Source organism: Succinivibrio sp. (genome assembly GCF_045124615.1).
GTDB classification, from domain to species: Bacteria; Pseudomonadota; Gammaproteobacteria; order Enterobacterales; family Succinivibrionaceae; genus Succinivibrio; species Succinivibrio faecicola.
In genome coordinates this window covers 1-11,624 of sequence record NZ_JBGVMC010000328.1, presented here as the reverse complement: position 1 = coordinate 11,624, position 11,624 = coordinate 1, and the positions used below count along the sequence as shown (strand labels likewise).

Sequence of the window (11,624 nt, the reverse complement as noted above, 5' to 3'; positions counted from 1 at the left end):
AAATGCGATGAGATCCTGAGCCTTAAAGAAAAGAATCTTCGTTCTGTTGCAATTGTAACTTTAGGCTACAGAGCTTGTGATGACTCAAATGCATCAAGACCAAAATCTCGTCTTGAACTAAAAGATATTGTGCAAAACCTTGACTAGGAGAAAATAAGTAATGTCAGAGTATATTTACACAGCTGAAGGTACTTGCTGTAAGCATATAAAAGTTGAGCTTGATGGCAAGACAATTGTTAATGTTGAGTTTGATGGTGGTTGCAATGGAAACTTAAAGGCTATCAACCGCCTTGTAAAAGGCCACAGCATCGATGAGATAATTCCAATCCTTAGAGGAAATACCTGTAAAACCAAACCAACATCATGTGCAGATCAGCTAACTTATGCTTTAGAAGAAGCATTTAAAAATGCGGATAATTAAAGAAGTTGGAAGAGTAAAGAAAATCAAAATCACTGTCGTAGATCGTCTCGGTAAAAAAGGATGCCACAGAGGTATGAAAGTAGGTATGACCTTTGATTATGAGACTGAGCGCGGTCTTATGTGTCCTATGGCCGCACATATTGCATTTGTATATGCTGATATTCTCAAGTATGGTGGAAACTTTGGCGGAGAGACTCCCTACAAGACGCGATTTTGCTGCAGTGATCCAGATACAGTGATGGTTTATTCAATAGAGATCGTTGAATAAACAAAATAATAGGGGGCTTAAGCCCCCGTATTTTATTCTGGCATTAGAATGTGCCTTTAGCTCTCCATGATGGCATAGCCTTTTCGTAATCGGAGATTTCCTTTTCATGCTGCATTGTCAGAGAAATAGCATCTAAGCCTTCTAACATACAGTGACGACGGAAAGGATCAAGATCAAACTTGAAGTTAAGAGTGTCACACTCAACAGTCATATCCTCAAGAGAAATAGTGATCTTTGTGCCAGGCTTTTCATTTAATACCTTAAAGATCTGATCAACTTCATCTGCTGTAAGCTTCAGTGGTAGAAGTCCATTTCCTAAAGAGTTGTTGTAGAAAATATCAGCAAAAGATGGAGCGATAACAGCTCTGAAACCAAAGCCCATTAATGCCCAAGGTGCATGCTCGCGTGATGAGCCGTTACCGAAATTATCTCTTGCAACAAGAATGGTTGCGCCAGCATATTCCTTCTTGTTTAGATTAAACTCTGGATTTGGCTTAGTCTCTTCATCATCTAAGTATCTCCAGTCGTGGAATAGATGATCACCAAAACCATTTCTGTCAACAGCAAGTAAGAACTGTTTTGGAATGATCTGATCGGTATCAATATTTGCTGAATCTAAAGGAACAGCGACACCTGTATGAACAGTAAACTTCTGCATGTTAACTCCTATAAAAATTCTCTTACGTCAGCAATTGCACCCTTAACTGCACAAGCTGCAGCTGTAGCAGGACTCATCAGATGAGTGCGAGAGCCTTTACCCTGACGACCTACGAAGTTACGGTTTGATGTTGATGCAACGCGTACACCCTGAGGAGCCTTGTCGTCATTCATAGCAAGACACATTGAGCAGCCTGGCTGTCTCCATTCAAACCCAGCTTCGATAAAGATCTTATCAAGACCTTCAGCTTCAGCCTGCTTCTTAACCCAGCCAGAGCCAGGAACTGCAATAGCAAGCTGAATATTAGGAGCAATTTTTTTACCTTTCAGAACTTCAGCTGCAGCTCTGAAATCTTCAATTCTACCGTTGGTGCATGAGCCAATGAACACGTAGTCTACAGGAGTTCCGATTAGATCATCACCAGCTTTCAGACCGATGTAATCTAAAGCATCTTGACATGATTTTGCTACAACGCTGTCTGCAAAGTCAGATGGTGATGGAACCTTACCAGTTACAGCACAGCCCTGACCTGGATTTGTACCCCAGGTGATGAATGGTTCAAGCTCTGAAGCATTTAGAGTTACAACCTTGTCAAATACAGCATCGTCATCTGACTTTAAGGTCTTCCAGTACTCAACAGCCTTATCAAAATCCTCACCCTTTGGAGTGAACATTCTACCCTTTAAGTATTCAAAGGTTGTCTCATCAGGAGCGATCATACCTGCCTTAGCACCAAACTCGATAGCCATGTTTGAAAGAGTCATACGACCTTCCATTGACAGAGCCTTAACAGCAGAGCCACAGAATTCAACTGCATAACCGGTACCACCTGCTGTAGTTAGTTTTGCAATAATAGCCAGGATTAGATCTTTTGCATAGCAGCCTTTTGGTAGAGTGCCAGTGCATTCAATCTTCATGGTTTTTAATCTGCCCTGCTTTAAGGTCTGAGTTGCCATAACATGCTCAACTTCAGAAGTACCAATACCAAAAGCAAGAGCACCAAAAGCACCATGAGTTGCAGTATGAGAGTCACCACAAACTAAGGTTGTACCAGGAAGGGTAAAACCAGTCTGAGGTCCGATGATGTGAACAACACCCTGGTTCTCGTCACCAAAGCCAAAGAACTTAACACCGAATTTCTTTGTATTAGACATAAGAGCCTTAATCTGCTCTTGTGCCATTGGTGAACATGCTTCAACAGTCTGCTCTCTAGTTGAGATATCATGATCCATTGTTGCAAGGTGAAGATCTGGTCTGTGCAGTTTTCTGCCAGCATTTTCAATTCCAGAGAAAGCCTGTGGTGAGGTTACCTCATGAACAAGCTGTCTGTCGATATATAAGGTTGGCAGCTCACCTTCCTGGGTGAATACAATGTGGCTGTCATAAACCTTTTCGTATAATGTCTTTCCCATTTTTTTTCTATCCAGTTATTATTTGATTAGTGATGCAATCTTATCGCCCATTTCGCTAGTTGAAAGAGCAGGACGAGGAGAAGCACCTGACTCCATCAGATCACCTGTTAAGAAGCCTTCCTTTAATGCCTGTGATACAGCATCTTCGATAGCTTTTGCAGCATCGTACTGCTTTAATGAGTAACGAAGCATTAGTGCTGCAGAGAGGATCTGAGCAATTGGGTTAGCAATATTCTTTCCTGCAATATCGGGAGCTGAACCGCCAGCAGGCTCATAAAGACCGAAACCACCTTCACCAAGAGATGCTGATGGAAGCATACCCATAGAGCCTGTAATCATTGCACATTCGTCTGAAAGAATGTCGCCGAACATGTTAGAGCAGAGCATAACGTCAAACTGAGCTGGATTCTTTACAAGCTGCATAGTTGCGTTATCAACATAGATATGCTCAAGTTCAACTTCTGGGTAGTTCTTTGCAACCTCAGTTACTACCTCACGCCAAAGAACAGAGCTCTGAAGAACGTTTGACTTATCAACAGAGGTAACCTTCTTGTTACGCAGCATTGCAGCTTCAAAAGCAATCTTTGCAATACGCTCAATTTCAAAACGGTGATAAACCTCAGTATCAAAGCCCTTCTCTTCAGGACCAGTTCCTTCACGGCCCTTTGGCTGACCAAAGTAGATACCGCCTGTAAGCTCTCTTACGCAGAGCATATCAAAACCACGCATAGCAATATCAGCACGAAGAGGTGATAGTGCACCTAAACCCTGATAAATCTTTGCTGGGCGGAAATTACAGAAAAGCTTAAACTCTTTTCTAAGAGGAAGAAGAGCACCAGCTTCAGGACGCTTTGCTGTTGGTAAGTGGTTCCACTTAGGACCGCCAACTGAGCCGAATAAAATTGCATCAGCCTGCTTACATGCCTGCATGGTGTCATCTGGTAGTGGTGTACCAAAAGCATCGATTGCACAGCCACCAACTAATTTCTCTGAGTATTCAAGAGTAAAGTCGTATTTTTTCTGAACAACCTCTAAAACCTTTAGAGCCTCTTTCATAACCTCTGGACCAATACCGTCGCCAGCTAGGACAGCAATCTTGTAGTTAGCAGTCATTATACGTTCTCCTTTTCCTGCTTTTCTTCCTGAATAATTCTTGCTCTGTAAATACTGTTGCATGCGCTGATTAGTGCAAGAGCGGATGCTTCAATAACGTCAGTTGAAAGAGCCTTGCCATGATAGTGCCTGTCTTCATAGACCAAATCAACATCTACCTGACCTTGTGCATTCATGCCAGAGCCTTTTGCTGAAATTACAAAGTTATCTAATTTGAATTTAAAACCAGTTAATCTTGAGATACAGTTGAAAACTGCATCTACAGGGCCGTTACCGGTACCTGATTCTGTTCTTGTTCTCTTTCCAATCTTCAATCTTACAGTGGCTGTAGGAATGATATTCTTGCCACCAGCGATTACTGAGAGGTTGTCTAATTCAAACAGAGTATCCTCTTCCATTTCATGAGACAGGAACAGTAATGCTTCAAGATCGTAATCAAATACCTGACCTTTTCTGTCTGCAAGTTTTAAGAATCTTGAGTAAACATCATCAAGGTTGTAAGAGCCTTCTCTATAACCTAATTTCTCAAGAACAGCTTTGATCATATGACGGCCTGATCTTGCTGTCATATGCATATTGTTTTCCTTGAAGCCAACACTTTCAGGGGTAAGGATCTCGTAAGTCTGCTTATTCTTTAAAACACCGTCTTGGTGAATACCTGAAGAATGAGCAAATGCGTTTGAACCAACGATAGCCTTGTGGCTTGGTACAGGCTCGTTGGTGATACCTGATACAACCTGAGATGTTCTTGCAATATTCTCAGTTACAATGTTGGTATATACACCCTTCATGTATTCTTCACGAAGTTTCATTGTCATTACAACTTCTTCTAAGGATGTGTTACCTGCTCTTTCACCAAGACCGTTGACGGTACATTCAATCTGACGGGCACCTTCCATAACAGCAGAAAGTGAATTTGCTGTTGCCATACCAAGATCGTTGTGGCAGTGAACTGAGATAACAGCCTTATCAATGTTTGGTACTCTGTTGAACAGAGTCTTAATAATGCCGCCAAATTCATATGGAAGAGTGTAACCTACTGTATCTGGAATATTAACGGTTGTAGCACCTGCTGAGATTGCAGCTTCAACCATACGGCACAGATGATCAATTGGAGTACGGCCAGCATCCTCACATGAGAACTCCACATCATCAGTGTAGTTTCTTGCTCTTTTTACAGCGCGAACAGCCATTTCTACGATATCATCAAAATCCTTTCTTAGCTTATCGTGAACATGGATATCTGATGTTGCAATAAAAGTATGAATTCTGTAATGGTCAACGCCTTTGAATGCCTCATAGCATGCATCGATATCCTTATCGAGTGCTCTTGACAGACCACAAGCAGTTGAATTCTTCAAAGCAAGAGCGATTTCTCTTACTGACTGAAGATCACCTGGTGATGAAATAGGGAAACCAGCCTCAATAACATCTACACCAAGCTGTTCTAAGCTCAGTGCTATCTGAACCTTCTGTTTTGAAGACAGTGACTGCATAAGAGCCTGCTCACCGTCACGCAATGTTGTGTCAAAAATAATGACACGGTTTTTATCTATAGTTGCCATAGTTTTATCCTACTGCTATCTGATAATCTGGAATCTATCATACACCTTGCTTTTTGTAATTCAACTGATAATTGCAATATTAATTATCAAAAATAACTAAATGTATGAAAATTAAAATAATAATTTTTCAATATGGATATTTTATGCAATCAAAATTAAAGCATTTTGTTTTGCAAAAAGTATATGTTTTGTAAAAAATAAAAAACTATATTTCAGCGTCTAAAATCAAATTAAAAAACAAAGTGTTCTTTGCCTGATCTGTCGCTTTACTGTCATGAATTTGCGAAGATGATCACATTTAGGTATAATGCTTTGGTTTTGTTTTGAGGCGTGTCTATTTATTCTTATTTAAAGCCGCGGGTTATGGCTTATTGCGTGTTCTTATAGAAAATTCTCTTCTATTTATTACTTGCATTTTATTTAAAGACGCTCCTCCTTTGTATTGAATGGGGCATATATGTCAGATATTAATGAAAAAGATCTAACCACAACTGTAGGCGCAGATGAGAGCTTACTTGTATCAATGGCAGATGGTGAGGAAGAGCAGGTTGTAACCTTTGACGATCTGAATCTTTCAAAGGATGTATTAAAAGCTGTTCATGAACTTGGTTTTGAATCACCTACTCCTATTCAGGAAAGATCAATTCCTGTTGTCTTAGATGGCAAGGATATGATTGGCCAGGCTCAGACTGGTACTGGCAAAACAGCAGCTTTTGCTTTACCTATCCTATCTAAGATCAATACCAAAAAAGCATGCATTCAGGCACTGATTTTAGAGCCAACAAGAGAACTTGCTATTCAGTCAGCAGAAGCATGTCAGAATTTTTCAAAGTTCTTAAAGAATTTTAAAGTGGCTCCTATTTATGGTGGCGCCTCATACGAAAATCAGATCCGTACATTACGTCATGGAGCACAGGTTGTAGTTGCAACTCCAGGTCGTCTGATTGATTTAATCGAGCGCGGCAAGGTGGAACTTGATGAGCTTGAGTTCATGGTTATTGATGAGGCAGATGAAATGCTTCGCATGGGCTTTATCGATGACGTTGACTGGATCCTTTCAAATACACCAGATTCAAGACAGACAGTGCTGTTCTCAGCAACAATGCCTCCTGTAATTGCAAAAATTGCAAAGAATCATTTAAAAGATCCTGTTGATGTAAGAATCGAGTCAAAGACAACTACAGCAACAACTGTTCATCAGCGTTACTGGATTGCATCAGGAGCTCACAAGATTGATGCTATGACCAGAATTCTTGAAGTTGAAGAGTATGATGCAGTAATCGTATTCGTTCGTACCAAGACTGATGCTGAGGATGTATCAAATCGTCTAATGGCAAGAGGCTTTGCCTGTGCTGCCTTACATGGAGATATTCCACAGCGCCAAAGAGAAAAGATTATTGAAAGATTAAAGGGTGGTCAGCTTGATATTATTATTGCTACCGATGTTGCAGCCCGTGGTCTTGATGTAGATAGAATTACCCACGTATTCAACTACGATATTCCTTATGATGCTGAATCTTATGTTCACAGAATCGGTAGAACAGGTCGAGCTGGAAGAACAGGTGAGGCAATTTTATTCGTATCACCAAGAGAGCGTAGAGCTCTTCGCATGATCGAAAGAGTTACAAATCAGAAGATTGAACCAATGCAGATGCCATCAGTTGCAGACGTAAACAAGGCTCGTTTAGAGAACTTCAAGAATCAGATCTTCGAGACAATTGAAGAGGGTAATCTTGAGATGTATGAAGAGGTAATCTCTGAGATCCTGTCTGATGATGCAATTGAAGTTGAGACCTTATGTGCAGCGCTTGCAAAGATGGTTCAAAAAGATGGCACACTGTTACTTGATGAGTCAAAGCCAGAGCCTGCTATGAGAACATTTGATGATGATCATTCATCAAGATCAGATCGCTCAGACAGAAAGGCACTACCTTCAGCAAAGGCTGCTCCATTACGTCAGTTCCCAGATATGAACATGGTACGCTTTAGAGTTGCTGTGGGTAGAAAAGATGGTGTAAAACCAGGTCAGATTGTTGGTGCAATCGCAAATGAAGGTAACATTGAATCAAAGTATATTGGTGAAATATCAATTTTTGATACCTTCACAACAGTTGATCTGCCAGAAGGTATGCCTCGCGAGACAATGAGCATTCTATCAAAGGCTCGTGTCTGTGGCAGAATGCTTGAGATCCGTGAATATACTCAGGAGCCACCTCGTTCAGATAGAGGTTCAAGAAGACGTTCTGACAGAGAGTTTGACCGTCAGGGACCAAATTCTGGTAAGGACTTTAGAAAGTTTGAAGGTGGACGTAAAGATCGTTCATCTAGAGGCAGAGATTCATTCTCTCTTGGCCCACGTAAAGTATCAGGCCGATCAGATAAAAAGGTAAAATCTGCAAGAAGAGAAGGATTTTAGTAAGATTTGAACCTCTTATACAGATACAACAGTTTAAGAGGTTTAAATGATATTAAAAGAGCGAACTTATTATGTTCGCTCTTACTTTTTTTTGGTTACTTGATTCTCTTTAGCTTGGCCATATAGAATCCATCAAATCCTGATGATGGCATAATCTGCTTATCTTCAACAAGTTCAAACTCACCTTGATGATGGTTTAGGAAGTTTTCAACCTGTCTTTCATTTTCTGATGGCATGATAGAGCATGTTGAATAGATGACTAAGCCGCCTACCTTAACCATTTTTGAGTATCTTTCAAGAATATCACTCTGAACAGTGCGAATTTCGTTGAGATTCTCTCTACCATCTCTCCATTTAGAGTCTGGCATACGACGAACAACACCAGTACCTGAGCAAGGAGCATCAATCAGAACTCTGTCAGCAGAATCGGCCATTCTCTTGATTACCTTAGTTGAATCAATAAGTCTTGGCTCGATATTGAATGCACCAGCCCTTTTTGCTCTCTTTTTCAGATCATCAAGCTGCCATGCCTGAGTATCCATTGCGATAATTGAGCCCTTACCCTGCATACAGGCTGCAAGCTGCAGAGTTTTACCGCCAGAGCCTGCGCATGCATCTATAACTCTCATTCCAGGCATTGCTTCAACAAATGCACCGATGAGCTGTGAGCCTGCGTCCTGCTGTTCAAATCTTCCTTCCTTGAAGCATTTTGTTCTGAAAAGAGCAGAATTTGATGTTACCTCAAGAGCTGTTGGAACACCTGCAACTGGCTTTGTAACAATACCTTCTTCTGATAAAAGATGGGCAAGCTCTTCTTTTGTTCCCTTAAGAGTGTTTGTTCTTATAAAACGCTTTGATTCAAGACCTAAAGCAACTCTCTGTTCATCCCATTTTCCTTTTAGCTCTGATTTGCCAAGCTCATCAAGCCAGATTGGGCAACCATCGTGCAGTAAAGGAAAATCATTAGCCTCGGCAAGTCTCTTTTTAAGACCACGTCTGTCAAAGCCTTCCTCACCTTCAAGTTCTGGTAAAGGCCAGTCCTTGAAAGCACAGAACGAGAATACAAGTCTTCCAACGTGACGTTCAAAATCAGATGGACGCTTAAGATTTGAAACGTAAGCAAATAAGGACAGTCTTGAGAACATATAGTTGATCTGTCGAATTAAAAATCCCTGCTCAACTGGATCAATTTTAACTTTGTTAAACCAGAATGCATAAGCTCTGTCCAGAGAGTTGTGCATTACAAGTACATCTTCAAGAATTGAATTTACAAGACGAAGCTGGAATTCTGAAAACCCTTTTCTCTTAACATACTGAGTATGTTCTTCAAGCTTTCTAAATTTGCTTTCTTCTCTTATTGGTTTTCTGTCAGTAAATGTTCTTTTAAACGGACGAGAAGATCTGTTTTCAGAGTGTTCACCTTTATTAAAGGTTCTGTCTTTTTTGCTAAAAGTTTTGCTGCTACTACTATCCTTCTTGTGACTGTTAAAAGAGCTTTTTTTAAAGTTCTTATTCTGTTGTGGTTTTTCAAAAGCCATATAAACCTCTATATAGTAGTATTATTTTTTTAATCCGAAACCTGAACGTTTTAAAGAAAAACCTTCACGATTTATCCAGACATCAAGACCGTTTCTAACATTACCAGAAACTATTGCAGCTGCTGAGCTTGGACTCTGAAATCTTACATCTTTTGTAAAGATAAAGCAGTTGTTTTCAGGATCAAGCGCCAGAGTACCATCACCTAAGAATTCCTCTCTTTTAGCCTGAATATGAGGTGGAACAGAACCTGTTTCCATCAGAACAGCTTGAGAGTTCCTAAGAACAATAAAATCAGGTTTTGATCTTGTTCCTGAAGGGTAACCTGTTGCTGTAACATTTTTGATTGTTAAAGTGTACAGCTCATTAGAGCCAAGTGTTGCAGTATGCTTTAATATGGATTTAATAGACAGAAGATCCTTATAGACATCTATAGGAATAATGGCATGAGTTTTTCTGCCATTCTTGTCTGTTATAAACTGGATTGACTTGTCTTCCATGTACACTGTTCTTCAAATGTTTTTCTTAATTTTACCACATTCTAGAATCCATTTGAAAACGGCATACCGAGAAATAGAACAGGAGCTCACAAGTGGTGGCTCCTGTAATTAGTATCAGTTACTGACGATATGTTTTCAAGAAATGCTCAAGACGGTCACAAGCATCGTTGATCACGTCAATTGATGGTAAGAATACCATTCTGAAGTGATTTGGTTCAGGCCAGTTAAAACCAGTGCCCTGAACGATAAGCATCTTTTCCTGTCTTAGAAGATCCATTGCAAACTTCTGATCGTCCTTGATATTAAACTTCTTATCAAGTTTAGGGAACATATACAATGCACCGTGAGGTTTTACAACAGATACACCATCGATGGCATTTAATCTGTCAAACATAACCTGACGCTGCTGATAGAGTCTGCCACCAGGGATAATCAGTTCATTGATTGACTGATAACCGCCAAGCGCAGTCTGAATTGCATGCTGCAGTGGAACGTTTGCACACAGTCTCATTGCCATCATAAGTTTGATGCCATCAATAAAACCCTTGTTACGCTTTGCAGGTCCAGTAATCAGGATCCATCCTTGTCTGAAACCACATGCTCTGTAAACCTTTGAAAGACCATTGAATGTTACAACTGTAACGTCGTCAGCAAGTGTGCAGATACTTCTGTGTGCAACATCATCATATAGGATCTTGTCATAAATTTCGTCAGAGAAAATTACAAGATCGTTTTGACGTGCAAATTCGATAATATCCTGAAGAATAGGTGTTGGATAAACTGCGCCTGTTGGATTGTTTGGATTGATAAGAACGATACCTACAGTACGAGATGTAAGTTTCTTTTTCATATCCTCAATGTCAGGGTACCAGTTTGACTGTTCATCACAAAGATAATGAACTGCCTTACCACCTGCAAGATTGATAGCTGCAGTCCACAAAGGATAATCAGGAGCAGGTACAAGAACCTCATCACCATTGTTTAGAAGAGCATTCATGCTCATTGTGATAAGTTCTGATGCACCGTTACCGATGAAAATATCATCGGCATCTACATTTTTTAATCCTTTCTGCTGATAATACTGCGCGATGGCTTTACGGGCAGAGAATATACCATTTGATTCGCAGTACCCCTGAGAATTAGGGAGATTACGGATAACATCGCGAACGACCTCTTCAGGCGCCTCAAAACCAAATGTCGCGGTGTTGCCGATATTTAACTTTAAGATTCGCTGTCCTTCTTCTTCCATACGAACAGCTTCCTGATGGATTTTTCCTCTAATGTCGTAACAGACATTATCCAATTTGTGAGATTTTTGTAATAATTTCATTTTTACTACCCATTAAATTAAGTTGGTTTTGAGTGTCTGATATCTTACAACAAAAGCACCTTACTTTGTAGATAAGAAAACACAAAAGGACACATATAGTGTCCTTTTATTGTCTGAATTTTGAGCAGTATTATGCTTTAAAAATCTTTTCCCATGATTTTTTCATCATAAATCTTTTCAAGAACGTATCTTTCATATCCAAGATGAGGGGAAGCGATTCTGTGGTATTTGACAAGATCACGAGTTTTCTGATCGTAGGAGATTGAATTTGTATAGAAAACAAAAGGAATTCTTACACCATTCTTTGTTTTCATAAATCCCATAAGATTAGATACATTCTGTATGGTTCCTGTCTTTGCTGTAACATTCTTAGCAAGAGGAGGATTTCTTGTAGATCCTCTCCAG

Annotated in this window: 11 protein-coding genes; 3 read left to right on the top strand and 8 right to left on the bottom strand. The window is 40.1% G+C overall.

The genetic code is table 11. The features are described from left to right. Window positions 1-160 precede the first annotated feature (160 nt). Together ACJML3_RS08815 and ACJML3_RS08810 are read left to right on the top strand one after the other, a co-directional pair. Window positions 161-421: a TIGR03905 family TSCPD domain-containing protein gene (locus tag ACJML3_RS08815; protein WP_406022450.1), complete on the top strand. Its 261-nt coding sequence runs from the start codon at window positions 161-163 to the stop codon at window positions 419-421. After that, window positions 408-689, top strand: coding sequence for a TIGR04076 family protein (locus ACJML3_RS08810; RefSeq protein WP_406022448.1), 282 nt, complete (start codon window positions 408-410; stop codon window positions 687-689). The genes ACJML3_RS08815 and ACJML3_RS08810 overlap by 14 nt, the downstream gene beginning before the upstream one ends. 43 nt (window positions 690-732) lie before the next feature. Here the strand turns inward: ACJML3_RS08810 and leuD are convergent, their stop codons facing one another. The 4 genes from leuD to leuA are packed head-to-tail and all read right to left on the bottom strand — an operon-like array spanning window position 733 to window position 5,437. After that, complete coding sequence (gene leuD / locus ACJML3_RS08805; RefSeq protein WP_406022446.1) at window positions 733-1,347, bottom strand: 3-isopropylmalate dehydratase small subunit; 615 nt, start codon at window positions 1,345-1,347, stop codon at window positions 733-735. 8 nt (window positions 1,348-1,355) lie between these two features. Then, window positions 1,356-2,759 (bottom strand): 3-isopropylmalate dehydratase large subunit, encoded by a 1,404-nt coding sequence (leuC, locus tag ACJML3_RS08800; protein WP_406022444.1) that lies wholly within the window; start codon window positions 2,757-2,759, stop codon window positions 1,356-1,358. A gap of 18 nt (window positions 2,760-2,777) precedes the next feature. Continuing rightward, window positions 2,778-3,872 carry a 3-isopropylmalate dehydrogenase gene (leuB, locus tag ACJML3_RS08795; RefSeq protein WP_406022442.1) on the bottom strand — a complete coding sequence of 365 codons (1,095 nt, stop codon included), beginning with the start codon at window positions 3,870-3,872 and terminating at the stop codon, window positions 2,778-2,780. Further along, a complete protein-coding gene (gene leuA, locus ACJML3_RS08790) occupies window positions 3,872-5,437 on the bottom strand; it encodes a 2-isopropylmalate synthase (RefSeq protein WP_406022440.1) in 1,566 nt (521 codons plus the stop codon). Before leuA ends, leuB begins: the two co-directional genes overlap by 1 nt. A 523-nt stretch (window positions 5,438-5,960) precedes the next feature. Here leuA and ACJML3_RS08785 point away from each other — a divergent pair. Then, window positions 5,961-7,853, top strand: a complete 1,893-nt coding sequence (locus ACJML3_RS08785) for a DEAD/DEAH box helicase (RefSeq protein ID WP_406022452.1) — start codon at window positions 5,961-5,963, stop codon at window positions 7,851-7,853. A gap of 95 nt (window positions 7,854-7,948) precedes the next feature. On the opposite strand, the gene ACJML3_RS08780 is transcribed toward ACJML3_RS08785, so the two are convergent. From ACJML3_RS08780 to ACJML3_RS08765, 4 genes are all read right to left on the bottom strand, one after another. After that, a complete protein-coding gene (locus ACJML3_RS08780; protein ID WP_406022438.1) occupies window positions 7,949-9,391 on the bottom strand; it encodes an RsmB/NOP family class I SAM-dependent RNA methyltransferase in 1,443 nt (480 codons plus the stop codon). A 21-nt stretch (window positions 9,392-9,412) separates the two neighbouring features. Beyond that, window positions 9,413-9,889: a DUF4357 domain-containing protein gene (locus ACJML3_RS08775; protein ID WP_406022436.1), complete on the bottom strand. Its 477-nt coding sequence runs from the start codon at window positions 9,887-9,889 to the stop codon at window positions 9,413-9,415. Window positions 9,890-10,007: 118 nt separating this feature from the next. Further along, the gene (locus ACJML3_RS08770) at window positions 10,008-11,219 is read right to left on the bottom strand and encodes a pyridoxal phosphate-dependent aminotransferase (protein ID WP_219938208.1); all 1,212 of its coding nucleotides are present in this window, start codon (window positions 11,217-11,219) and stop codon (window positions 10,008-10,010) included. A 137-nt stretch (window positions 11,220-11,356) separates the two neighbouring features. Next, the coding region (locus tag ACJML3_RS08765; RefSeq protein WP_406022434.1) for a D-alanyl-D-alanine carboxypeptidase at window positions 11,357-11,624 on the bottom strand (268 nt) is incomplete at its 5' end.